This window comes from Pseudodesulfovibrio indicus (genome assembly GCF_001563225.1).
In the GTDB taxonomy this organism is placed as follows: domain Bacteria; phylum Desulfobacterota; class Desulfovibrionia; order Desulfovibrionales; family Desulfovibrionaceae; genus Pseudodesulfovibrio; species Pseudodesulfovibrio indicus.
Window position 1 is genome coordinate 2,056,655 of record NZ_CP014206.1, and the last position, 25,228, is coordinate 2,081,882.

General features: G+C 61.2%; 13 protein-coding genes and 1 pseudogene. 2 read left to right on the top strand and 12 right to left on the bottom strand.

Annotated features, from left to right (window positions below):
• Positions 1-4 precede the first annotated feature (4 nt).
• Together AWY79_RS09105 and AWY79_RS09110 are read left to right on the top strand one after the other, a co-directional pair.
• Positions 5-3,952 carry an efflux RND transporter permease subunit gene (locus AWY79_RS09105; RefSeq protein ID WP_066802728.1) on the top strand — a complete coding sequence of 1,316 codons (3,948 nt, stop codon included), beginning with the start codon at positions 5-7 and terminating at the stop codon, positions 3,950-3,952.
• Positions 3,953-3,968: 16 nt separating this feature from the next.
• On the top strand, positions 3,969-4,424 hold the full coding sequence (locus tag AWY79_RS09110; protein ID WP_066802730.1) for a hypothetical protein: 456 nt from the start codon (positions 3,969-3,971) through the stop codon (positions 4,422-4,424).
• 758 nt (positions 4,425-5,182) lie between these two features.
• On the opposite strand, the pseudogene AWY79_RS18350 reads toward AWY79_RS09110, so the two are convergent.
• The 12 genes and pseudogenes from AWY79_RS18350 to AWY79_RS09170 all read right to left on the bottom strand — a co-directional run.
• A pseudogene (locus tag AWY79_RS18350) lies at positions 5,183-6,237 on the bottom strand (IS3 family transposase); the annotation flags it as partial.
• 479 nt (positions 6,238-6,716) lie between these two features.
• Positions 6,717-8,294, bottom strand: coding sequence for a methyl-accepting chemotaxis protein (locus AWY79_RS09120; protein ID WP_066802733.1), 1,578 nt, complete (start codon positions 8,292-8,294; stop codon positions 6,717-6,719).
• A 166-nt stretch (positions 8,295-8,460) separates the two neighbouring features.
• Positions 8,461-10,611, bottom strand: a complete 2,151-nt coding sequence (gene ldhH / locus AWY79_RS09125) for an L-lactate dehydrogenase (quinone) large subunit LdhH (protein ID WP_066802734.1) — start codon at positions 10,609-10,611, stop codon at positions 8,461-8,463.
• Positions 10,612-10,613: 2 nt separating this feature from the next.
• Positions 10,614-11,240, bottom strand: a complete 627-nt coding sequence (locus AWY79_RS09130) for a LutC/YkgG family protein (protein ID WP_066802735.1) — start codon at positions 11,238-11,240, stop codon at positions 10,614-10,616.
• A 57-nt stretch (positions 11,241-11,297) separates the two neighbouring features.
• A complete protein-coding gene (locus tag AWY79_RS09135; protein ID WP_066802736.1) occupies positions 11,298-12,500 on the bottom strand; it encodes an acetate/propionate family kinase in 1,203 nt (400 codons plus the stop codon).
• Complete coding sequence (gene pta, locus AWY79_RS09140; protein ID WP_066802737.1) at positions 12,501-14,615, bottom strand: phosphate acetyltransferase; 2,115 nt, start codon at positions 14,613-14,615, stop codon at positions 12,501-12,503.
• Between the two features lie 26 nt (positions 14,616-14,641).
• Positions 14,642-15,928: a (Fe-S)-binding protein gene (locus AWY79_RS09145; protein WP_066802738.1), complete on the bottom strand. Its 1,287-nt coding sequence runs from the start codon at positions 15,926-15,928 to the stop codon at positions 14,642-14,644.
• Positions 15,929-15,936: 8 nt separating this feature from the next.
• Positions 15,937-17,322: an FAD-binding oxidoreductase gene (locus AWY79_RS09150; protein ID WP_066802744.1), complete on the bottom strand. Its 1,386-nt coding sequence runs from the start codon at positions 17,320-17,322 to the stop codon at positions 15,937-15,939.
• Positions 17,323-17,465: 143 nt separating this feature from the next.
• Positions 17,466-19,175: an L-lactate permease gene (locus AWY79_RS09155; RefSeq protein ID WP_066802746.1), complete on the bottom strand. Its 1,710-nt coding sequence runs from the start codon at positions 19,173-19,175 to the stop codon at positions 17,466-17,468.
• A gap of 113 nt (positions 19,176-19,288) precedes the next feature.
• A complete protein-coding gene (gene nifJ / locus AWY79_RS09160) occupies positions 19,289-22,879 on the bottom strand; it encodes a pyruvate:ferredoxin (flavodoxin) oxidoreductase (protein ID WP_066802749.1) in 3,591 nt (1,196 codons plus the stop codon).
• 339 nt (positions 22,880-23,218) lie between these two features.
• Positions 23,219-23,776, bottom strand: coding sequence for a DNA-3-methyladenine glycosylase I (locus AWY79_RS09165; protein WP_066802750.1), 558 nt, complete (start codon positions 23,774-23,776; stop codon positions 23,219-23,221).
• An 8-nt stretch (positions 23,777-23,784) separates the two neighbouring features.
• Complete coding sequence (locus tag AWY79_RS09170; RefSeq protein WP_078063728.1) at positions 23,785-25,227, bottom strand: sigma-54-dependent transcriptional regulator; 1,443 nt, start codon at positions 25,225-25,227, stop codon at positions 23,785-23,787.
• Position 25,228 lies beyond the last annotated feature (1 nt).

Sequence of the window (25,228 nt, forward strand, 5' to 3'; positions counted from 1 at the left end):
GCACATGGATACCGAACACCATACCCCGATAGAACCGAAGTCGCCTACTGAGAAGCTCATCCTCTTTTGCTTGACGAATAAGCTGATCGTCTTCCTAATCATGGGTATGCTCATGGGGTGGGGATTGGTCGTCGCCCCGTTCGACTGGCAGGTGGGCCTTCCCCGCGATCCCGTTCCGGTGGACGCCATCCCTGACATCGGCGAAAATCAGCAGATTGTCTTTACCCAATGGATGGGCCGATCTCCCCAGGATATGGAAGATCAGGTTACCTATCCTCTCACGGTTGCTTTGCTTGGAATTCCCGGCGTTAAGACAGTCCGTAGTTATTCAATGTTCGGTTTCTCGACCATTTACGTGATTTTTAATGAAGATGTTGAATTCTACTGGTCCCGTTCACGCCTTCTGGAAAAGGTGAGCAGCCTACCTCCCGGCACACTGCCGCAAGGGATCAAGCCCACTTTGGGGCCTGATGCGACGGCTTTGGGCCAGGTCTTCTGGTATACCCTCGAAGGCCATGACGAGAACGGCAAGCCAGTTGGCGGCTGGGACCCCGACGAATTACGCAGTATACAGGACTGGTACGTCCGCTACGCGCTTCTTGCTGCGGACGGCGTCAGTGAAACGGCATCGGTCGGTGGATTTGTCAAGGAATATCAGATTGATGTTGATCCCGATGCGTTGAGAACAACAGGCGTCACGCTGGAAGATGTTTTCTCTGCCGTGCGCATGTCCAACCTTGATGTTGGCGCGCGCACCATTGAAATCAACAGCGTTGAATATCTCATTCGCGGCATCGGCTTTGTCAAGGAGCTGAGCGACATCGAGCTGTCGGTCATCAAGGTGGTCAACAACGTTCCCATCCGCGTTCAGGACGTTGCCAAGGTCACCCTCGGCCCCGCTTTACGCAGGGGCGTTCTTGATAAGGGCGGCAGTGAAGCCGTTGGCGGCGTGGTGGTTGCCCGCTATGGCGAAAACCCCTTGCAGGGCATCAAGAACGTCAAGGAAAAGATAAAGGAAATCTCGCCAGGATTGCCGAGCAAGGTGCTGCCTGACGGCACCGTGAGCAAGGTGACGATCGTTCCATTCTATGACCGTTCCGGTCTCATCAACGAGACTCTCGGCACCCTGAACACTGCGTTGACTGAGGAAATTCTGATCACCGTCATCGTGGTCCTCCTTGCCGTGATGCATCTGAAGAGTTCGCTGCTGATCTCTTCACTGCTGCCCATGGCCGTCATGATGTGCTTTATCGGCATGAAGGTGTTCCGTGTTGACGCAAACATTGTCGCCCTGTCCGGTATCGCCATTGCCATCGGTACCATGGTCGATATGGGCATCATTATCTGTGAAAACATCCTCCATAAGTTTGAACAGTCTGAAGCCTCTGAAAGTCGGTTGAAGTTGATTTTCGCAGGGGCCTCGGAAGTCGGCAGTGCCATCATGACTGCTGTGGCGACGACCATCGTCAGCTTCCTGCCCGTCTTTGCCATGGAAGGCCCGGAAGGCAAGCTCTTCAAGCCTTTGGCCTACACCAAGACATTTGCCCTTGTCGCCTCGATCATCGTGGCTTTGACGGTGCTCCCCGCCATTGCACACATCATCTACAAGCGTGAGGATCTGGATTGCCCCAATCGTCGGGCAAACCTGATTGTTGGCTGCTGCTATATCCTGGCAGGGCTTGGGATCGCGTTTTTCGTCAAGTGGTGGATTGGGGTTTTCATGTTGATACCCGGCATTCACCGCATGTTTACCGATGCTCTGCATCCGAGAATCAACGTGCTCTTTAGCAGAGCCGTGAACTTTGGTGTCGTTTCACTGGTGCTCATCGTCCTCGCAACGCACTGGCTCCCCCTGGGCCCAGAAAAGGGAGATTCCCTGAATGTCATTTTCGTTGCCAGCCTTATCGGCGGGTTGATGGCGTTTTTTCAACTGTTCCAACGGGGCTACCCGACCATGCTGCGATGGGTTCTTAACCACAAGGCCGCCTTTATGGGGATGCCTGTCACTCTGGTCCTTTTCGGGGGACTTATCTGGCTTGGTGGCAATACGATGACGGCATGGCTGCCAGATTCCATCCGTGGTGCTCCACCGGTTGCAGCCGTGATTCATGCGTTCCCCGGTCTTGGCAAGGAATTCATGCCACCGCTTGATGAAGGTTCATTCCTCTACATGCCGACAACAATGCCACATGCTTCCATCGGAGAAGTGCAGGACGTGTTGTCAAAGCAGGACATGTCCATTGTGGCCATTCCCGAAGTCGAGAGTGCTGTTGGCAAACTGGGCCGTGCAGAAACGCCACTCGATCCCGCTCCTGTTTCGATGATTGAAACCGTCATCAACTACAAGTCTGAATACCTTGTCGGAGAATCCGGCAACCGGTTGCGGTTCCGTTTTGATGAAAATCAGAAGGACTTTTTCCGTTCGGCTGAGGGAAGCCTTTTGCCCGCCAGAGATGGCCTCTCATATATCGTGCAGGGATACTATCCCCGCGACGATGAGGGGAAGCTCATTCCTGATGTGGAAGGCAAGCCATTCAGACAATGGAGAAGCCCACTTGATCCGGACCTGAACCCCGGAAGAGCTGCCTGGAAGGGTATCACCAGCCCCAATGACATATGGGATGACATTGCCAAGGCAGCCTCTCTGCCAGGTGTTACCTCCGCTCCCAAGTTGCAGCCTATCGCAGCCCGCATTGTTATGCTTCAATCTGGCATGCGGGCACCTATGGGCATCAAAGTGAAAGGACCTGACCTGCCAACCATCGAATCCTTTGGCATGAAGCTTGAAAAGTTGCTCAAGGAGGTTCCCTCCATTGAGCCTGCTGCCGTTGTCGCGGACCGTATTGTTGGCAAGCCATACCTTGAAATTGTCATCGATCGTGAAGCGATTGCCCAGCATGGCATCAGGCTTCAGAAGGTGCAGGACGTCATAGAAGTAGCCGTTGGCGGCAAGATGCTGTCCACCACGATTGAAGGACGTGAAAGATATCCCATGCGTGTCCGCTACATGCGCGAGCTTCGCGACAGTATCGAAGCATTGGACAACATCCTTGTTTCAGCACCCTCCGGCGAACAGATTCCGCTGCAGCAATTGACAGACATGCGATACATCCGGGGGCCGCAGGTCATCAAGAGCGAGGATACATTTCTCATCGGATATGTCCTTTTCGACAAGAAGCCTGGATTTGCAGAAGTCGATGTCGTTGAAAGCACCCGCCAGTACATAGAGAGCAGAGTCGCTGCCGGAGAGCTCGAAATTCCCAATGGAGTGACATACGAATTTGCAGGCAACTATGAGAACCAAGTGCGGGCACAGAAGAAGCTGGCAATCATTCTGCCCCTGGCACTGCTTGTCATTGTTCTCATCCTGTACCTGCAATTCAAGTCCGTCGCCACGACACTGATGGTCTTCTCAGGCATCCTTGTGGCCTGGTCTGGTGGCTTCCTGATGGTCTGGCTCTATGGGCAGGATTGGTTCCTGAACTTCAGCGTCCTCGGTACGCATATGCGCGACCTGTTCCAGGTCCACCCTATCAACCTGAGCGTTGCGATATGGGTCGGTTTCCTGGCTCTCTTCGGCATTGCGTCTGATGATGGCGTCATCATGGCTACCTACCTCGATGAAAGCCGGGACAACAGGGACATGAGCAGTGTGCCAGCGATCCGAGAGGCAATATTGGAAGGTGCAAAGCGGCGTATTCGCCCAGCACTGATGACCTCGGCCACGACAATCCTCGCGCTCATCCCAGTGTTGACCTCAACCGGACGTGGGGCTGATATCATGGTTCCCATGGCCATCCCTTCGTTCGGAGGAATGACCATTGCTATCCTGACAGTGTTTCTCGTTCCAACATTGTACTGCCTGGTTGAGGAGATGAAGTTTAACAAGGTAAGTCAGTGTCGACCACGCAGATATATTTTCCCATGGCGGAAGAACGAAACAACAACCTAATAACAGGAGACAGATTATGAAAAAATTCTCAACTATCGTAGTTGCTCTGGCTATGACACTGCTCATATCGGGCTTTGCTTTTGCAATGAAGGACATGCCCCATGGTGATAAGAAAGCGGATGACAAAGCTATGACCATGCACGACAGTATGCAAGTGATGGAAGACAATCTCGCCATGATGAAGAAAGATGTAGAGATGATGAAAGATGCCGGCATGCGTAAAAAGGCTATGGGCACCATGAACATGCACATGACCGACATGCATCACGGCATGGAAGCCGCTAAAGGCCACGCCAAGGAAAAGGGCGACAAGGGTATGCAGGGCTCCATGGAGCAGATGGACAAGGAAATGATGATGCTGATGAAGGGCATGGGCAAGACCAAAAAAGACCCCGATGCCGGAATTCCCATGATGGAAGACAGCATCATGAAGATGGAAAAGACCATGATGCAGATGAAGAGTATGATGTAATCTTATATGAGGTTCAATTAAAGGCCGAGATTCTAATTGGAACTCGGCCTTTATTGTTGCATTGTAGTAACTGCTGGGAGTTGTAATTGGTGAGCGTGTCTGATGAAGGCCTGAATGATTTTGCGTTTAGGGGAGGGGATGTTCGGCAGTATGGAGCCATAAATTTTGAGTAAGTAACCAGCGAATTCTGTTCCGCAACCAGTGTTTTCAATATGATCAAGCATTTCACAAAGGAAAAGAACACTTTCAGATGCACCGACATGTTCTCCAAGGCGAGAGTCTCGAAATCGTTTGGCTGCATTCAGGCTTCGTGGGACCCAACGGCAATTATCAGGTGAATATGAACCATTGTTGTTTATGCGGTCTAGGCTGAGTCCCTCTCGATAACCATTTCGTTCAGACCATGCTTTAAATGCTAAATAGTCGTGTCGCCATTCTTCGCAAACGTATATTCCCCTTCCTCCATATCGCTTATAAGATTTATTGGTTGGGCAATAACAGCGTTGCTTCATAGAGTGCCAAATAGAATAGTTTGGAGTTCTTTTGCTGCCCTTCGTTGCACCATGAGATTGACGCGGTCCTTTTCCGCACCCACAAGTCACTTGTTTTTTTCCATGTCCGATTCTTTTTTCAACAATTTCCTTGCAGGCCGGACATTCAAAAAGCGCATAACAGCGGTGGTAGCCTGGTAATCCCCCCATTTCTAGGGGGCCTGAAAAGTAGAGCCTATGCTGCCTCGCCCAGCCTTGCCCTTGGGGGTACCCCCCAAGGGCAGAGTGCGGCCGTTCGTTGTTGTAGGTCCAAAGCCACCTTGTGGCAAATTCCTGGACCTCATCTATGGTTTCAAACAGGTACTGGCTGAGCCAGTCATATCTCACGGTTCGGTTGTACCGTTCAACGTACGCATTCTGCTGCGGCTTCCCGGGCTGGATGTACTCAAGCCGGATTCCCTTTCGCTTGGCCCAGCCCTGGAGTCGGTGGCTGACGTATTCAGGGCCGTTGTCGCAACGAATCACTTCCGGGGTACCACGCCACTCCATTATCTGCTCCAACGAGCGGATAACCCGCTCCGAGGGCAACGAAAAATCGGCCTCAATGGTCAGCCCTTCACGGTTGAAATCGTCAATCACGTTGAACAGGCGATAATTGCGGCCATTTCGTAACTGGTGGTGCATGAAATCCATGGACCAGACCTGGTTGATAGCTTCCGGTTGCGCAAGCGGCTCCGGCTTTTCGCGCACGATACGTCGCTTGGGCTTGATCCGCATGTTAAGCTCCAGCTCGCAATAAATCCGGTAAACGCGTTTATGATTCCAGCCAAAGCCTTTGACATTGCGTAGGTATAAAAAGCACAGCCCGAAACCCCAGTTACGCTGATTATGCGTCAAACGCAGTAGCCAATCGGCAACACGTTCATTCTCAGCCGAAAGCTTCGGCTCGTAGCGATAGCACGTCTGACTGATGCTGAACGCCTCACACGCCTGACGGATGTTCAGAGCGCTGTGCTGCACGGCTTTCTTGGCCATCTCGCGGCGGCGAGACGGCCTTACCAGTTTTTTGCTAGCGCCTCGGCAACGACTTCGGCCTTCATCTTTTCCTCGGCATACATGCGCTTGAGAAGTTGATTCTCTTTCTCCAGCTCCTTCATGCGAGCCATGAGCGAGGCGTCCATGCCGCCGTACTTGGAGCGCCATTTGTAAAACGTGGCGCTGCTCATGCCGTGCTCGCGGCAAAGCTGAGCCACGGGAATGCCACTCTCGGCCTGCTTCAAAATGTTTAAAATCTGCGCGTCGCTGTAACGTGATTTCTTCATGTAGAATCTCCTTCGATCTGGTTAATGGAAAATTCTACTTTCCAGAACAACTAGTTTTCGGGGGATTACCGCCTTTTGAATCCTTTCTACGGTCTGATACCCTGATGAATTTCACGCCGCCGCTCCCAGTATTTCACATACAAACACCCAATTACGCAGATTATCCTTACTATGCTGGGAGAGGTGTTATTATTGACGTCTTAGGAGTAGGTAGAGATGGCCAGTTAGTGAGCCGTTATTGAGTGTAAAGTTTGGAGCAATTAAAGAGAATTAATTGGCATAAAACTTAACTTATTCGTAATATAAGCTTTGACGTCAAGGTGAATATATGAGTCATATTTTGTATTTACATACATACTTGACGGTTTTTTGGTACATATAACTGAAGGACGCCGTGAAGTAGCTGCGAGCTGCATATGAAAGGAAAAGCCCCCCTGGTTCGCCAGGGGGGCTTTTCCTTGTCGGGCGCAGGCCTGGGGCTAGTGCATGGCGTCCATGGTCTCGGCGAGGCTCGCCGCGAGGCTCTCCACGCGGGCGATGGCCCTGGCGGCGTCTTCCATGAGGGACTCGGTCTCTTCGCACAGGCGGGTCACGTCGGCGGTGGCGGCATTGATCTGCTCGCTGGCGGCGGACTGCTCTTCGGCGGCGGTGGCTATGGACCGGACCTGTTCCGCCGTATCCCGCGTGATGGACAGGATGTTGCCCAGCGCCTCCCCTGAGTGGCCCGCCAATTCGGTGCTCCGGTTCACGGAGCCAACGGCGGTCTGGGTGGCCAGCACGTTCTGCCGGGCCACTTCCTGGATGCCCCGGACCACGGAATGGACTTCGCTGGTGGCGTGCATGGTCTTCTCGGCCAGCTTGCGGACCTCGTCGGCGACCACGGCGAATCCGCGTCCAGCCTCTCCCGCCCGGGCCGCCTCGATGGCCGCGTTCAGGGCCAGCAGGTTGGTCTGATCCGCGATATCCTCGATGACGCCGAGGACCACTCCGACCTGTTCCGCCCGCTCGTCCAACTGCTCCATGGACAACTTCAGGCCCGCGGCATGGCCGGAGACCTCTTCGATGGCGGTGATGACCTGGCGGACCACGGTCTCGCCCGTGATGGCCCTTTCGCTGGCGTCCTCAGCGTCGCGGGCGGCTTCCACGGCATACCGGGCGACCTCGGACACGGTGGCGTTCATCTGGGCCATGGCGGTGGCGGTTTCGGCTGTCCGGCCGCTCTGCACCTCCGATCCCAGCCGGGCCTTGGCCACGACGTCCTTCAGAATGGCTGCCGCCTGGGCCAGTTCGTCAGAGATGGCGGTTGCCTGCTCGGCCGCGGTGGAGATGCGCCGGTTCTGGTCGACGATTTCCCGCTCGTGCCGCTTGAGCTGGGTGGTGTTCATGTACAGGCAGCAGCCGCCGATGATCCGTCCCTCCACGTCGTGCAGGGGGAAGAGGCTGATGAGCACGTCGATGTCGCTGCCGTCGGCGTGCTTGAAGACCGCCTCCACGTTCATGGCCCTGGTGTCGTGCTCCATGCAGTCGGCGATCTTGGAGCGCCGGTCGTCCTTGTAGAAGATCTGCGATATCATCCGGCCGTGATAGGTCTCGGGGGATTCTTTCGAGCCGAGCATGTCCAGACATTCGCGGTTCAGAAAGGTGATGTGCTGGTCCCGGTCCACGATGCAGCAGGGGATGGGCAGGCCGGACAGGATCGATCGGCTGAAACCGAGGCGTTCCTTGTACTGCGCGGCCAGCTCGGCCACCTGATCACCCAGGCCGGGCGCGGCGTCGACCAGGGCGCGGCCGTCGGCCTGTCCGTACTCCTCGGCCAGCATGTGGGCGGTGAACCCGGAGAGCGCCGCCTGAGAGCGCTCGGCGGCCCGGCCCAGGGCCAGGAGGAGCCCGCCGCCCAGCAGGGCGAAAGCCAGGAGCACGCTGCCCAGGACGGTCGCCCCGGCTGCGGAATCGTCGAGGAAGAACAGGCAGACGATGGCCGCCAGCGCGCAGAGGGCGAGGGTTGCGGCGAAAAATATGAAGATGGTCCGAAAACGGAACCGGAATGATTGGAACATGGCGTTGACTCTATGGTGCTGAATGAAGGGAGGCTCCCCACCCGTGGGATGGGCGGGGAGCCTTGTTTTTTGAGGCCGGTTCGTTCAGGAGGAAGCAGGGTGTGGGTGCTTCTGTGGATTGCGGTCCTTACCTTCTGAGAGCCTCAAATATAACGGCGTGTGCCGCTTATTTCCTGTTGGAGGCCATGGCTTCGGCGATGTGCTTCACCTTGACCTTGGAGCCCCTGTTCTTGAGCCCGCCGCGCAGCTGCATGATGCAGCCGGGGCAGTCCGTCAGCAGGACGCCCGCTCCGGTGGACTCCACGTTGTCGAGCTTCTTCTTGAGCAGCTCGGCGGAGAGTTCCGGGAACTTCATGGAGAAGGTGCCGCCGAAACCGCAGCAGACCTCTTCCTCGGCGCACTCGACGTATTCCATGCCGCTCTTTTCGATGAGCTCACGCGGGGCCTCGTGCACGTCCAGCCCCCTGCACAGGTGGCAGGGTGCGTGATAGGTAGCCTTTTCCCCGCTCTTCGTAAAGCCCTCGGCCTTCACTTTCAGCACGTCGTTGACGAAGCTGGAGTAGTCGATGACCTTGGCCGCGAAGGCGTCGGCCCTCAGCTTCAGGGACGGCTTGTCCATGACCAGCTTCGGGTAGTTGTGCTTGAGGTGCGCGGCGCAGGAGGCGCACAGGGTGATGATGTAGTCGTAGGCTTCCGGCTCGAAGGCGCGCAGGTTCTGCGCGGCCACGTCGCGGGACGCCTTGGTCTCGCCCATCATCTGCACGGGCAGGCCGCAGCAGGACTGCTGCTCCGGGAACTCCATGGCCACGTCGTTGGCCGCGAACACGTCCACGGCGGCCTTCATCTGCTCGGGGTAGACGAAGTCCTGCACGCAGCCGGAGAACAGGGCCACGCGGTATTTCGGGTTCTCGACCACGGGGCGGTTCTTCTGCCACCAGTCGCGGAACGGGGTCTCGGCGATGGTCGGCAGGGCGCGGAAGCTGTGCTCCTTGGAGAAGATCATGGGCAGGTGGCGGATGAATCCGTCCTTCTCGGCCACGGGCTTCTGGCCCCACTTGGCGGTGCGCAGCAGGGTGTGGAACAGCTTGCGGTTCTTGAGGACCTTGCCGAGCAGCATGGAGGGCAGCGGATGGCCGTCCTCGTCCTGGATGCGCGCGTGGATCTCCTTGATCAGGCGCGGCAGGTCGATGCCGCCCGCGCAGACGTCCTTGCACGCCTCGCAGTTGATGCAGTTCTGAACCAGGTTTTTGGCCTTGTCCTTGCCGTGGAAGAAGTAGGTCAGGATCAGGCCGATGGCGCCGATGTAGATGTGGCCCATCTTGTGGCCGCCCACCAGCCGGTAGACCGGGCAGACGTTGGCGCAGGCGCCGCAGCGCACGCACCGGTTGACCTGGGAGAAGAGCGGGTCCTTGATCAGCTCGGACCGGCCGTTGTCCAGGACCACGTAGTGGATCTCCTTCTTGCCGTCCTCGGCCGCCAGGCACTCGTTCGCGCCGGTGATCCAGGTCACGTAGGAGGTGATCTGCTGGCCGGTGGCGTTGCGCGGCAGGACCTTGATGATGCGCAGGGCGTCGTGCAGGGTCGGCAGCAGCTTGTCGATGCCCATCAGGGCGACGTGGACGCGGGGCAGGGTGGACACCAGGCGGGCGTTGCCCTCGTTGGTGACCAGGCCGATGCCGCCGGTCTCGGCCACGGCGAAGTTGGCGCCGGTGATGCCCATGTCGGCCTCGACGTACTTCTGGCGCAGCTCGCGGCGGGCGACCTTGACCAGCTTGTCGATGTCGGTGTCCTGCTTGGTGCCGGTGACTTCGGAGAACAGGTCGCCGACCTGGTAGCGCGACAGGTGGATGGCGGGCATGACCATGTGGGACGGGCCCTCATGGCGCATCTGGATAATCCATTCGCCCAGGTCGGTCTCGGTCACTTCGAGGCCCGCGTCCTCCAGGTCGTGGTTGAGCAGGGTCTCTTCGGCGGTCATGGACTTGGACTTGACGATCTTCTTGCAGTCCGCATCCTTGGCGATCTTGGTGATGATCCGGTTGGCCTCGTCCCCGTCCTTGGCGAAGTGGACGTGGATGCCCGCCGCCTCGGCGTTCTTCTTGAACTCCTGGTACAGGGCTTCGGCGTCCTGGGCCGCGGCGTCCTTGGAGTCGGCGATTTCCTTGATCAGGCCGCGGACGTCCATGTCCTTGAAGGCATTGGCGCGTCCGGCGCGGTAGGCGATGGCGAAGTTGTCGAGCGTGGTCCGCAGGAAGTCGTTGTCCAGCGTCTCGCGCAGCTCCTCGCGGTATTCTTTGAGGTTGTGAGCTTTCTGCATGGCTAGTCCTCCAGGATCAGGATGTGGAGTTCAAGGGGGCCGTGGACGCCGAGCGCGAGGACGCGTTCGATGTCGGCGGTCCGGCTCGCGCCGGTGATGAAGGCCAGGTAGTCCGGGGTCTTCTTCATGCGGGTGAGCATCATCTTCTCGACGGCGTAGGAGTTCGCCTTGATCTTGGATTTGGGCAGGACGCAGACGTGGAACTCGCTGACCATGGTGGCCAAACGCAGCTCCTCGCCGGGACAGTCGAGCATCAGGGTGCCGGTGTCGGCGATGCCGTACTCGGCGAAGGTGAACCCGATGTCGATGCCCGCCAGGTGGTCGCGCATGCCGCTTTCAATGCAGTCGAAACCGGCCTTCTTGGCCTGGGCCGACAGCTTCTTGTACAGGTCGGCCTTGAGCCCGGGGGCGGCGATGACCTTTTTCTGCTTGGCGTCGCACAGGGCCTCGGCCTTGTCCGAGAGGTCGGCCTCGCAGCCGCTGGCGAGCAGCTGGCACGCCTCCTTCTCACCGCACAGGTTGATGACGTATTCCAGGGCATCGTCCTCGTTGGCGATGCTGCTTACCTTTGCGGAGACGAGCTGCGCCTTCTCCACGAATTGTTGGTACAGGTCTTCCTTGGAAGCCATGTTACCTCCTCCAGGTATGTTTGACCCAAGGCCTGGCGGCCTCCGCAACGGGTCGGGTTAGCTGACGAGCGCCTTTGCCTCACGAGCGATGGCGAGTTCCTCGTTGGTCGGGATGACCCAGATGTCGACGGTGCTGTCGGCGGCGCTTATCTTGCGGGCCTGCTTGGAGCGGACCGCGTTGATCTCGGGGTCGATCTTCATGCCGAAGGGTTCGAGACCCTCCAGCGACTTCAGACGGACGATGTCGTCGTTTTCGCCGATGCCGGCGGTGAAGACGATGGCGTCCACCCGGCCCAGTACGGCCATGTAGGAGCCGATGTACTTGCGGGTACGGTAGGTCTGGACCTCGAGCGCCAGGCGGGCGCGCTCGTTGCCCTCTTCAATGGCCGCATGGATGTCGCGCATGTCGTTCATGCCGCACAAGCCCTTGAGGCCGGATTCCTTGTTCAGAACATTGTCGATGGCGGCGATGTCCATGCCCCGGTTCACGGCCAGGTAGTTGTGGATGGCCGGATCGATGTCGCCGGAGCGGGTACCCATGACCAGCCCCTCGAGCGGGGTCAGACCCATGGAGGTATCCACGCACAGGCCGTTCTTGACGGCCGACATGGAGGCGCCGTTGCCCATGTGGATGGTGATGAGGTTCATCTCCTCCGCGGGCTTGCCGGTGAGGCGGGCGCATTCCTTGGCCACATATTTGTGGGAGGTGCCGTGCGCGCCGTAACGGCGGACGTGATCCTGCTCGTAATATTCGTAGGGCAGGGCGTACATGTAGGCGTGGGGCGGCATGGTCTGGTGGAAGGCCGTGTCGAAGACCAGGACCTGGGGCACGCCGGGGAACAGCTTGGTGGCGTCCCGGGCTCCGCCGAGGTTGGCGGGGTTGTGCAGGGGGGCCAGCCGTTCGGTCTCGGTCAGGTCGGGCCACATGTCTTCGGTGATGACCACCGGGACGTTGAACTTCTCCCCGCCGGCCACCACGCGGTGGCCGACCACGTCGATCTCGTTCATGGTGCAGACGGCGTTGTCGCCCTTGCAGATGAGATCGATGGACATTTCGAGGCCCACGCCGTGGGTGGGGATGGGCTGCTCCAGGACGGTCTTGACCTCCTTGTCCGTGCCGGGGAAGGTCTTGCTGGTCAGGCTGCCCATTTCTTCGCCGATGCGCTCCACCAGGCCGGAGACCATGACGGACTCGTCGGCCATGTCGATGAGCTGATACTTGATGGAGGAGCTGCCGGAGTTGATAACGAGAACTTTCATCTACTTACCTTTTTCCGCCTGGGCCTGGATGGCCGTTATGGCGACAGTGTTGACAATATCGGGGACAAGGCAGCCGCGGGACAGGTCGTTGACCGGCTTGTTGAGTCCCTGGAGAACCGGGCCGATGGCCACGGCGTTGGCGGCGCGCTGCACGGCCTTGTAGGTGTTGTTGCCGGTGTTCAGGTCCGGGAAGATGAACACGGTGGCCTTTCCGGCGACCTTGGAGTCCGGCATCTTGACCTGGGCCACTTCCGGGTCCACGGCCGCGTCGTACTGGATCGGTCCCTCGATGGGGATGTCCAGGCCGCGCTCCTCGGCCAGCCTGCGGGCGATGGCGGTGGCCTCGATGACCTTCTCCACGTCCTCGCCCTTGCCGGAAGCGCCGGTGGAGTAGCTGAGCATGGCCACGCGGGGTTCGATGCCGAAGATCTTGGCGGTCTCGGCGGAACCCAGGGCGATTTCGGCCAGTTGCTGGGAATTCGGGTTGGGGTTCACGGCGCAGTCGCCGTAAACCAGCACGCGGTCCTTGAGGCACATGAGGAACACGCTGGACACGATGGAGCTGCCCGGCTTGGTCTTCACGAACTCGAAGGCGGGGCGGATGGTGTGGGCCGTGGTGTTGATGGAGCCGGAGACCATGCCGTCCGCGAACCCCTTGTGGACCATCATGGTCCCGAAGTAGGTGGGGTCGGCCATGCGGTCCCAGGCCATCTCGGCGATCACGCCCTTGTGCTTGCGCAGTTCCAGGTAGTCCTCGGCGAACGGGTCGAGCAGGTCGGAGTTGACCGGGTCGATGATCTCCGCGCCGGAGATGTCCACGCCGTAGGTGGAGGCGTTGGTACGGATGGTCTGCTCGTTGCCCAGCAGGATGACGTCCGCCGCGCCGCGCCGCAGGATGATGTCGGCCGCGCGCAGGATGCGCTCCTCGGTGCCTTCGGGCAGGACGATGCGCTGGCGGTCGCGGGACGCCTTGTCGAGCAGTGCGTACTCGAACATCTTGGGCGTGACCTTGGTGGACCGCTGCTCGACCACCCGGTCGCGCAGTTCGTTGGTGTTCACGTGCTGCGCGAAACCGCCGAGGGCGGTGGCGATGCGCTGGTAGTCGTCGGCCTGGATGCGCCCGTACAGCGAGTTGAGCTGCTGCACGGTCTGGTAGGTGTGGCCCTTGCAGGCCAGCACCGGGACGGGCACGCCGGTCCAGCCCTCGATGAGCCGGTGCACGTTGGTGGACACGTCCAGACCGCCGGTCAGGACGATGCCCGCGATGTCCGGGTAGGAGCTGGACAGCCGGGAGGCGAGGCTCGACAGGATGATGTCGGACCGGTCGCCGGGGGTGATGATCAGGCTGCCCTTCTCGATGTAGCTCAGGAAGTTGCCGATCTGCATGGCCGCCACCAGGTAGTTGTCCACCAGGGACTGCAGGCCGGAGTGGCCGTAGAGGACGTCGGCGCCGAGCCAGCGGCGGACGTCGTTGATGGACGGTTTGCCCAGGGTGTCGTCCTCGGGGATGACGTAAACGGGCATGGGCTCCCGGCTGCCCTTGCGCTCGATGTGGCCGACCATCTCTTCGGTCATGCCCTCGGGCGCGCGGTTGACCACGCAGGCCAGGGAGTCCACGCCCTTTTCAGCCAAAGTGTCCAAGGTGGTCTGGGTGATGTTGACCACTTCCTCCGGAGCCTTGTCGCGGCCGGACGTCACCACCAGCATGGGGGCGCCGATGTTGGCGGCGATGTCCGCGTTGAGGTCGAATTCAAAGGCCGGGTCCTTGCCCTTGAAGTCGGTGCCCTCGCAGAGCACGAAGTCGTACTCTTCCTCCAGCATCTTGTACTTCTTGAGAATGTTCTCGAGTACAAGGGCGTGCTGGCCGGAGTTGATCAGCTCGCGGGTCTGCTTGAGGGTGTAGGCGTAGGTGTCGCGGTAGGGAATGGACAGCTTGAAGTGATCGATCATCAACGCGATGTCGTGGTCCTTGTTCCCCTCGCCCGGATCGTTGATGATGGGGCGGAAGATGGCGACGTTGTGGAGTTCCCTCGTGAGCATCTGCATGACGCCGAGGACCACGGCGGACTTGCCGCTGCGCTCTTCGGTGGCGCTCACATACAGGTTCTTGGACATTGTTCTTTCCTTGTTGTTTGCCGTTGTTATCCGTTTAGGGAGTCGGCATAGAGCTCGATGACGTGCTTGACGTTCATGTCGGCTCCCTTCTGTGAGAGCATGTCCGTGATCTGGAGCATGCAGGCCGGGCAGCTGGTGGCAGCCACCTTGGCCTTGGAAGCGATGATGTTGTCCGCCTTGCGGCTGCCGATCTTCTTCGACAGTTCGTAGTGGGCGATGTTGAAGCTGCCGCCGCAGCCGCAGCAGGTACCCGCGTCAACCATTTCCTTGAGGTCGCAACCGGCGGCCTTGACCAGGGTCCTGGGTTGGGCGGTGATTCCCAGGGAATTCTTCAGGTGGCAGGGATCGTGATAGGTCACGCCCCGGCCTCCCGCGATCTCGCGCGGTTGTACCTTGAGAATATCCACAAGGAACTGACTGATGTCCATTGTTTTCCGTTGCAGCACGCCGATGTCGTAGGTCCGCGACGTGTTGCCCTTGTACATGTGCGGCCACAGCTCCTTGATGGTCGAGGTGCAGGTGGCGCAACCGGTGACCAGGTAGTCGAACTCGCCGTCCTTGAAGATGTCGACGTTCATGCCCACCAGGGTGTCGAAGGTGTCGGTGTCGCCGCTGGACAGGGCGGGGATGCCGCAGCAGGCCTGGCCCTTGGGCATGTAGACGCCGACGCCGTGGTGCTTGAGGACCTTGAGGATCGCCTCACCCACCTGGGGGTAGATCTTGTCGATCACGCAGCCCACGTAGAGGGCCACGCGCAGGCCGGACTTGCCCGCCGGGGTGTCCAGCTCGGGCACGCGCTTGTGCAGCGGCTTGGAGGCCAGGGAGCTGAAGTGGCGGTCGCCGATGACCGGCGCGTTGAAGCGGGCGCAGCTGGAGCCCAGCATGTCGTCCACCTTCTTGGTGAAGATCCCCTGGAACTTGGCGCCCATGTCGGTCAGGGCGTTGAACAGCTTGGGGTTCTTCAGCAGGCCGCGGAAGATGGCCTTCTTGGCCGGAGACAGGCCGAAGTAGCCGGTCATGATCGCGCGGGCCTTGAGGAAGATGTCCATGACGGACACGCCGGACGGACAGTTGGTCTGACAGGTGCCGCAGAGCAGGCAGCGGTTGAGCTTCTCGTTGACGCCCTCCGGATCGGTGAGCATCTCGGAGGCCAGGCCGTCCAGCAGAGCGAGTTTGCCGCGGGTTACGTCCGCCTCTCGGCCGGACTGCTTGAATACCGGACAGACCGCCTGGCACATGCCGCAGCGCATGCACCCGACCAGCAGGTCGTCCAGTTCCTTGAACATTGTCGCGAGCTGATGAATATCTGCCATGACTTCACCTACTCGGCGCCGATGATCTTATCGGGATTGAGGATGCCCTTGGGGTCGAGGACGGACTTCATGCGGCGGGCGTAGGCAATGGTCGCCTTGGAGGTCTCCTGTGCCAGGTACTTGGACTTGGCCATGCCGATGCCGTGCTCGCCGGACAGGGTGCCGCCCAGTGCCAGGGCGCGGTCGAAGATCATGTCGATGCCCTTTTCCACGCGTTCCCACTCGGCCTTGTCGCGCTTGTCGGTCAGGATGGTGGGGTGCAGGTTGCCGTCGCCGGCGTGACCGAAGGTGCCGATGGTCAGGTTCAGTTCCTTGGCGATCTCGTCCAGGGCCTGAATCATGGCCGGAATCTTGGAGCGCGGCACGGTGGCGTCTTCCAGCACGCAGGTGGGCTTCAGCTTGGCCAGCGCGGGCAGGGCGTCGCGGCGGGCCTGCCAGACGGCGTCGCGCTCGGCGGCGTCCTTGGCGACCTTCAGCTCGGTGGCCCCGTTCTCCTTGCAGATGCGCTCGACCACGGCGGCCTCGTCGGCCACCTGGGCCGGATGGCCGTCGACCTCGATGAGCAGCAGGGCGGCGGCATCGACCGGCAGCCCGGCGCCGCGGAAGTTCTCGACGGTGCGGATGGTGAAGTTGTCCATCATCTCCAGGGTGGCCGGGACGATCTTGTTGGCGATGATCGCGGCAACGGTCTCGGAGGCGGCCTTCATGGACGGGAAGATGGCCATCATGGACTTGGCGGCGGCAACGGGCGGGATGAGCTTCAGGGTGATCTTGTCGAACACGCCCAGGGTGCCCTCGGAGGCGATCATCAGGCCGGTCAGGTTGTAGCCGGTGACGCACTTGACGGTGCGGGAGCCGGATTTGATCAGCTCGCCGTTGACGTCCCAGAAGTCCACGCCCATGACGTAGTCCTTGGTCACGCCGTACTTCAGGCCGCGCAGGCCGCCCGCGTTCTCGGCCACGTTTCCGCCCAGGGTGGAGACGGCCTGGGAGCCCGGATCCGGCGGATAGAACAGGCCGCGCTTGGCGACTTCGGCGGCGAACTGGGCGGTGACAACGCCCGGTTCGACGATGGCGTACATGTCTTCCTCGTTGATTTCGAGGATGCGGTTCAAGCCGTTGGTCAGGACCACCACACCGCCGGGATGGGGGATGGTGCCGCCGGACAGGTTGGTGCCGGCGCCGCGAACGGTCAGGGGCATGCCGTTGTCGTTGCACAGCTTGGTGACGGCGCCCAGGGCCTCGCTGGTTTCCGGGCGGACAACCAGGGCAGGCAGGACGGAATCGAGAACAGCCGCGTCGTAGGAATAGGAGTGGCGGTCGGTCTCGCTGGTCATAACGTTTTCCGCGCCAGCTGCGCGCTCGAATTCTTTGATGATGGATTCTTTGGTCATGTTCGACTCCTGAAAATATCAGATGCCCCGACTTCCGTCCGGGCTTGTGGGTTGTTTCTGGCTAGTTGGAACAGCCTTCTTCGATTCCTTTTGCAAAGGGAGGCGGGCCGCGGGGCCCGCCTCCACGTTGTAATCCCTATTGCTTAGAACAGGCCGGGCAGGAACACGAAGCTCATCAGGGTGGCCACGATGCCGACGACGGTGCCGTACAGCAGGAAGGGCCAGACGGTCCGCTTCAGGATCGCGCCTTCCATGCCGGACAGGCCGACAACGGCGCAGGCAGCCACGATGTTGTGGATGCAGATCATGTTGCCCATGCCGCCGCCGACGGCCTGAGCGGCCACGATGATCTGGCGGGGCAGCTCGAGCTGCGAGGCGACGCCCCACTGGAACTCGGCGAAGAGCAGGTCGGACACGGTGTTGGAACCGGTGATGAACGCGCCCAGACCGCCCACGAAGGAGGCGAACATGGGCCAGGCGTTGCCGGTGACGGCAGCGACGGCCTTGGCCATGGCCAGCGGCATGGACGGGTAGGAGTTCGGGTTCAGCGCGACGTCGGCGATGCCGGAACCGCGGAAGATGGACACCAGGGCCACCGCCGCGAACAGGGCGATGGTGGGGTTCTTCATGGTCTTGAAGGCCTGGGTCCAGGCGAGCTTGACCTTGTCGCCGGGCATGCCGTGGATGAACACGGTCAGGATGGCGACCAGGGTGAACGGAATGGTGCCGGGGAGGTACAAGTAGGCGATGGAAGCGCCGACGGACTCGTAGCCGAGGATGTTGGAGAACTTGATGGCCTGGGCGGCGAGGATGCCCTTCAGACCCAGCTCGGGGATACGGGTGATGACCAGGATGGCGCCGATCAGGATGTACGGCAGCCAGGCCTTGAACTGGCTCATGTGAGCCTTGAACTCGGAGGAATCGGCGGAAACGGTGCCGGTCCACTCGGGGTCCCACTTGGCGGGATCACCGAAGGTCCAGGTGGTCTTGGGCATGCAGAAGCCCTTCTTGGCGCCGATGATGATGATGCCCAGGCCGAGCAGACCACCGATCAGGGACGGGAACTCGGGACCGACGTTCCAGGCGAAGATCAGGTAGGGCACGGAGAAGGCCACGGCGGCGAACAGGCAGAACTTCCAGGCGGCGAAGCCGGGCTTCCAGCTGCGCTCGGGACCGAAGTAGCGGGTGATGAAGCCGAGCATGAAGATGGGCAGGATGAAGATCATGCCCAGGTGCATGATGGTGGCCCACTGGCCGACGACCATGTTGAAGTCGCCCATGTTGGCGAAGTTCAGGCCGGGAATGCCGGCCTTGACCGCGGCGTCGACACCGGGGGCCAGGAACTTGAGGCCCAGGACGACCGGGGTGCCGACCGCGCCGAAGGTGACCGGGAAAGAGTTGAAGACCAGACAGATGATGGCTGCGGCCAGGGGCGGGAAGCCCAGGGAGAGCAGCAGCGGGGCGGCCAGCGCGGCGGGGGTGCCGAAACCGGCGGCGCCTTCGATGAAGGCGGCGAACATGTAGCCGATGATGATCGCCTGGATGCGGCGGTCGGGCGTGATGTTCTGCATGCCGTGCTGGATGGTCTCCATGCCGCCGGAATGCTGCAGGGTGCGCAGGATGAGGATTGCGCCGAAAACGATGATCAGGATGCCGATGGCGGTGACGAAGCCCTGCAGGGTGAGGGCCGCGACGTAGGTCACGGGCAGGGACCAGACCAGGACGGCCCCGGCCGCGGCGGTGAGCCAGGCCAGGGGCATGGCTTTGGTGGCGGGCCAACGCAGGCCGACCATGAGCACCAGAGCCACCAGGATCGGCAGCAGTGCGACTAAGGCGAGCACTTCAATAGACATGTAACATACCTCCATGGGTGTGAGGACGATCCTCACGCAGTTGAACTTTATGCGCGGGGCGGGTCAGGCAGAAGCCTCCGCAACAACCCCGCCCCGCGCGTTACCTCTAACGATTATCTGCCGTCGTCGCAGGGTTCGCCGGAACCCGGTGCTTCGGCCGACACGCCGGTTTCGCACGCCTGGGGCGCACCCGCTTCAGCCTTGGAATAATCGGCTTCGGCGAGGTGGGTGTAGATGGCGTAACGATCGGCGTAGTCCTTTTCGATCTTGGCGCGGAACGCCTTGGAGAGTTCCGGATGGAAGCGCTCCAGCATGGCGTAGCGGTTTTCGCCGGACAGGAACTCCTGCAGGGAGCCGTCGGGGGCCTTGGACTCCAGGGTGAACGGGTTCTTGCCCTCGTCGGCGAGCTCGGGGTTGTAGCGGTACAGCGGCCAGTAGCCGGAGTCCACGGCGAGCTTCTGTTCGAGCTGGGTCTTGCCCATGCCCTTCTTGATGCCCTGGTTGATGCACGGGGCGTAGCAGATGATCAGGGACGGGCCGTTGTAGGCCTCGGCCTCCTTGAAGGCCTTGATCATCTGCTGCTTGTCCGCACCCATGGCCACGGAGGCCACGTAGACGTAGCCGTAGGTCATGGCGATGCGGCCCAGGTCCTTCTTGCCGGTGCCCTTGCCCGCGGCGGCGAACTTGGCGATGGAGCCGAGCGGGGTGGCCTTGGAGGACTGACCGCCGGTGTTGGAGTACACCTCGGTGTCCATGACCAGGATGTTCACGTCCTTGCCGGAGGCGATGACGTGGTCCAGGCCGCCGAAGCCGATGTCGTAGGCCCAGCCGTCACCGCCGAAGATCCAGACGGACTTCTTGGTGAACAGGTCGGAACCGGCGGCGATCTCCTGGAGCAGGGGATCGGAAGCGCCTTCCAGGGCGGACTTCAGGGTCGCGCCCGCAACGGCGGAACCTTCGGCCTCGTCCTTGGCGGCGAGCCAGCCCTCGAGGGCGGCCTTGACGTCGCCGGTGGCGGAGGACAGGGCCTCTTCACACTTGGCGACCAGGGTCTTGCGGCGGTTGTTGACGCCCATCTCGATGCCGAAGCCGAACTCGGCCGCGTCCTCGAACAGGGAGTTGCCCCAGGCAGGACCGAAGCCCTCGGCGTTGGTGCAGTACGGGGTGGACGGTGCGGAAGCGCCCCAGATGGAGGAGCAGCCCGTGGCGTTGGCGATGATCATGCGCTCGCCGAACAGCTGGGTCAGCACCTTGACGTAGGGGGTCTCGCCGCAGCCGGAGCAGGCGCCGGAGAATTCCATGAGCGACTGCTTGAACTGGGAGCCCTTGACGGATTCGCGCTTGAAGGCGTCCTTGTAGGAGACCGTCTCGGAGAAGTCGAAGTTGGGGACCTGCTCGGAGGTCTGGGTGGCGATGGGCTTCATGACCAGCGCCTTTTCCTTGGCCGGGCAGATGTCGGCGCAGTTGCCGCAGCCCAGGCAGTCCAGGGTGTTGACCTGGAGGCGGTACTTCAGCCCCTTGACGTCCTTGCCCTTGGCTTCCTGGGTGGCGAAGGCGGCCGGGGCGTTCTGCATCTCGGCGTCGTCGGCCAGCACCGGGCGCAGGGCGGAGTGGGGGCAGACGAAGGCGCACTGGTTGCACTGGATGCAGTTGTCCACGATCCACTCGGGGACGTTGATGGCCACGCCGCGCTTCTCGAACCTGGAGGTGGAAAGCGGCATGGTGCCGTCCACGGAGAAGGCGGAGACGGGCAGGGAGTCGCCCTTCTGGGCCAGGACCGGACGCATGACGTTCTTGACGTAATCCGGCTCGTCGGCATTGACGGCACCGTCGTCGGCCAGCTCGGCCCAGGAGGCCGGAACCTCGACCTTGACCAGGGCGGCGGGAGCCTTGTCCACGGCGGCGCAGTTCATCTCGACGATCTTCGGTCCCTTCTTGCCGTAGGCCTTGTCGATGCCTTCCTTGAGCAGGGCCACGGCCTGCTCGAACGGGATGACGTCGGCCAGCTTGAAGAAGGCGGTCTGCATGACCATGTTGATGCGGCCGCCGAGGCCGACTTCGCCGGCGATCTTGACCGCGTCAATGGTGTAGAAGTTCAGTTTTTTCCTGGCGATGGTGCGGCGCATGGAAGCGGGCAGCTCCTGCTCCATCTGCTCGGCGGTCCAGGCGCAGTTCAGCACGAAGGAGCCGCCGTCCTTGATCCCCTCCAGCACGTCGTACAGGTGCACGTAGCTGGGGTTGTGGCAGGCCACGTAATCGGCGGCCGCCACCAGGTAGGTGGACTGGATCGGGGAATGGCCGAAGCGCAGGTGGGAGATGGTGATGCCGCCGGACTTCTTGGAGTCGTAAGCGAAGTAGCCCTGCGCATACATGTCGGTGTTGTCGCCGATGATCTTGATGGCCTGCTTGTTGGCGCCGACCGTCCCGTCCGAACCGAGACCCCAGAACTTGCACTGGACGGTGCCTTCAGGGGTGGTGTCCAGGGTCTCGGCCGTGACAAGGGAGGCTTGGGTGACGTCGTCCTCGATACCCACGGTGAAGCGGGTCTTGGGGGCGGACGCAGCCAGGTTGTCGTACACGGCCTTGGCCATGGCCGGAGTGAACTCCTTGGAGCCCAGGCCGTAGCGGCCGGCGGTGACGACGGGGCCGTTGCCCTTTTCCAGGAAGACGGTGCAGACATCCTGGAACAGGGGGTCGCCAAGCGCGCCGGGCTCTTTGGTGCGGTCGAGCACGGACACGGCCTTGGCGGTTTCGGGCAGCACGGCCAGGAAATGCTTGGCCGAGAACGGGCGGTACAGGCGGACCTTGATCAGGCCGACCTTCTCGCCTTCGGCGACCAGGTGGTTGACCACTTCCTCCAGGGTCTCGCAGGCGGAGCCCATGGCGATGACCACGCGCTCGGCGTCGGCGGCGCCGACGTAGTCGAACGGCTTGTAGGAGCGGCCGGTCAGGGCGGACACTTTGTCCATGTACTCCTCGACGATGGCCGGGATGGCATCATAGTAGGAGTTGGAAGCCTCGCGGCCCTGGAAGTAGATGTCCGGGTTCTGGGCGGTGCCGCGAACGTCCGGGTGTTCCGGGTTCATGGCGCGCTTGCGGAAGGCGGCGACCTTCTCGGTGTTCAGCAGCGGCTTCATGTCCTCGTAGTCGATGACCTCGATCTTCTGGATCTCGTGGGAGGTGCGGAAGCCGTCGAAGAAGGAGACGAAGGGCACGGAGGCCTCGACGGTGGCCAGGTGGGAGACCAGGGCGAGGTCCATGACTTCCTGGACCGACGCGGAGGCCAGCATGGCGAAGCCGGTCTGGCGGCAGGCCATGACGTCCTGGTGGTCGCCGAAAATGGACAGGGCGTGGGCCGCGATGGCCCGCGCCGAGACGTGGAAGACGCAGGGCAGCAGTTCGCCCGCGATCTTGTACATGTTCGGGATCATCAGCAGCAACCCCTGGGAGGCGGTGAAGGTGGTGGTCAGCGCGCCGCCGGCGAGGCCGCCGTGCACAGCGCCGGCCGCTCCGGCCTCGGACTGCAGCTGGCGGACCTCGAGGGTCTGCCCGAAAATATTCTTGCGGCCCTGAGCGGCCCATTCGTCGGCGATCTCACCCATGGTGGAAGAGGGGGTGATGGGGTAGATGGCGGCGGTCTCACTCATGGCATAGGCCACCCAGGCGGCGGCGGTGTTGCCATCCATCGTTTTCATCTTGGACATTCGGTAATTCTCCTATTGTGGTGTCGTCTGTTCACTTGGCGTCCGCCAGGCGGACCGGTCAATTGAGGACATAATCCTTACTCAACAACCGTGCCAACTTGGCGAATATTGAAATATCCTTGTTTTACGACTTGTTACGTTTCAGCGGTATTTTCGCGCACCGGTCCGGCCGGTGGCGCAAGTCTGAAAAACAGGACGGCCGATCGCGACCATGAGGGAAAAACTCCCGAATCATGGGCGTTGAGGAGGAAAGTGGAGGATCAGGGTGAAAAACGGACCAGTCCTAAAAATCGGACAGGTGCGCAACGGGTGATCCGTGGGGAGGCGGAGGGGGGTGCCTTATTCTTTCGCGGCCCAGGCGGGGCCCGCCAGGAGGACCTTGGCGTGGACCGGGCAGGACTCCACATGGGCCCCACGCAGGTAGCCGGAACTCATGAGAAATTCGTTCACGATTTCACCTCCCACGAACTTGAAGTGTTTTTTGAACAGCTTGACCCAGTCCTCCTTTTTCAGGGGATGGTGGGCGTCGAGCCAGTTCTTGAAGGAGCCGTGCGATGCCTGGATGGCCAGGATCGCATTGGCGTTGTGGATGGCGGCGTTGACCTTGAGCCTGTTGCGGATGATGCCCGCATCGGCCAGGAGCCGGGCCCTGTCCGATTCGCCGTACCGGGCCACGGCCTCGATCCGGAAGCCGGAGTACGCCTTGCGGAAGTTCTTCTCTTTATTGAGGATCGTCCGCCAGCTCAGGCCCGCCTGGTTGATCTCGAGGACCAGCAGGGCGAACAGCTCGTCGTCGTCCGTGACCGGGAACCCGTACCGGGTGTCGTGGTACAGGCGATCCACGTCGTCTTCGGGCCGGGCGGCGCAGAAGGCGCAGTAAGAATCGAATTCGGCCATGGTCGCTCCTAGAGGGTCAGGCCGTACTTCTTGAGCAGGCTGTAGAAGTGTGAGCGGGAGAGCTTGGAAACCTCCAGGATACGGGGCAGATCCCCGTCGCACTGGCGGATCAGCTCGCCCAGGTAGACCTTTTCCGCAGTGGACTTGAAGTCCCGCAGGGTGGGCAGCTCCTGCTCGAAGATGTCTTCGAAGATGTCCTGTCCGATTTTTCGGACAGGCTCGGGGATGGGGGCCGCTTCCGGCTCGGGCTGGCGCGCGCCGCCGGTCATGCGCTCGATCTGCGCCTTGGCCACCTGGACCCGCAGCTCGCGCGGCAGGTGCATGGCGTAGAGGGTCTTCTCGTTGCCCGCCGTGACCACGGCGCGTTCAAGGATGTTGAACAATTCACGGACGTTGCCGGGCCAGTCGTAGTTCTCCAGTGCCGGGTGGAAGTCCGAGCCGAAGGACTTGGGCGGCATGCCGTATTGGCGGCAGAGCTGGTGCACCCGGTAGATGCACAGGGGGCGGATGTCCTCGGGCCGGTCCTTGAGGGGCGGCAGGTGGATGTGCATTGTCTTGAGTCGATACAGCAGGTCCGAGCGGAATGTCCCCTTTTCGACCATTTCCTCCAGGTCGCGGTTGGTGGCGGCCACCAGGCGGAAGTTGCTGGTCTGCTCGCGGGTGTCGCCCACGGGCCGGAAGGTCCGCTCCTGGAGGACGCGCAGGAAGGCCTTCTGCATGGAGAGCGGCATCTCGCCCACCTCGTCGAGGAACAGGGTCCCGCCGTCGGCCAGTTTGACCAGGCCGATGCGGTCCGCCTGCGCCCCGGTGAACGCGCCCTTGCGGTGGCCGTACAGGGTGGACTCCAGCAGGGATTCGGTCAGCCCGGCGCAGTCCACGACCACGAACTTGGCTTCCTTGCGCTTGGAGTTGGCGTGGATGGTGGAGGCGAACAGCTCCTTGCCGGTGCCGGTCTCGCCGGTGATGAGCACGTTGGAGTCCGAGCGCGCGGCCTGGGAAAGCAGGTTGAAGCTGACCTTGATGATCGGGCTCTCGCCGACCACGCCGTTGAGGTCCAGGTTGCGGTCCGCGTCGCGGCCCCGTTTCTCCTCGTGGTACTTGAGCGCGCGCCCCAGGGTCAGGGATATCTCGCGGATGGAGGACGGCTTGAGCAGGTAGTCCCAGACCCCGCCCCGGATGGCCAGCTCCGCGCCGTCGGGGTCGCCCTTGCCGGTCAGGATGATGACCTCGGGCGGGTCGGGCAGGGCCATGATGTCGGGCAGTATGTCCAGCCCGTTGCCGTCGGGCAGGCGCACATCCAGGAAGATGACGTCGTAGTTCCCCTCCCGGATCATGCGGTGCCCCGCGTCCAGGGTATGGGCCGAGGCGCAGCTGTGGGTCAGCCTGGTGATCAGGCTTTCCATGGTCTCGCAGACCTCGAGGTCGTCGTCTATGATCAGAATGTCCGCCACG

Excerpts from the sequence above, each read along its gene's own strand:
- AWY79_RS09120 (WP_066802733.1), bottom strand. The coding sequence starts at position 8,294 with ATGTTCCAATCATTCCGGTTCCGTTTTCGGACCATCTTCATATTTTTC.
- AWY79_RS09145 (WP_066802738.1), bottom strand. The coding sequence starts at position 15,928 with ATGGCAGATATTCATCAGCTCGCGACAATGTTCAAGGAACTGGACGAC.
- pta (WP_066802737.1), bottom strand. The coding sequence starts at position 14,615 with ATGTCCAAGAACCTGTATGTGAGCGCCACCGAAGAGCGCAGCGGCAAG.
- AWY79_RS09155 (WP_066802746.1), bottom strand. The coding sequence starts at position 19,175 with ATGTCTATTGAAGTGCTCGCCTTAGTCGCACTGCTGCCGATCCTGGTG.
- nifJ (WP_066802749.1), bottom strand. The coding sequence starts at position 22,879 with ATGTCCAAGATGAAAACGATGGATGGCAACACCGCCGCCGCCTGGGTG.
- AWY79_RS09135 (WP_066802736.1), bottom strand. The coding sequence starts at position 12,500 with ATGAAAGTTCTCGTTATCAACTCCGGCAGCTCCTCCATCAAGTATCAG.
- AWY79_RS09165 (WP_066802750.1), bottom strand. The coding sequence starts at position 23,776 with ATGGCCGAATTCGATTCTTACTGCGCCTTCTGCGCCGCCCGGCCCGAA.
- AWY79_RS09110 (WP_066802730.1), top strand. The coding sequence starts at position 3,969 with ATGAAAAAATTCTCAACTATCGTAGTTGCTCTGGCTATGACACTGCTC.
- ldhH (WP_066802734.1), bottom strand. The coding sequence starts at position 10,611 with ATGCAGAAAGCTCACAACCTCAAAGAATACCGCGAGGAGCTGCGCGAG.
- AWY79_RS09130 (WP_066802735.1), bottom strand. The coding sequence starts at position 11,240 with ATGGCTTCCAAGGAAGACCTGTACCAACAATTCGTGGAGAAGGCGCAG.
- AWY79_RS09150 (WP_066802744.1), bottom strand. The coding sequence starts at position 17,322 with ATGACCAAAGAATCCATCATCAAAGAATTCGAGCGCGCAGCTGGCGCG.
- AWY79_RS09105 (WP_066802728.1), top strand. The coding sequence starts at position 5 with ATGGATACCGAACACCATACCCCGATAGAACCGAAGTCGCCTACTGAG.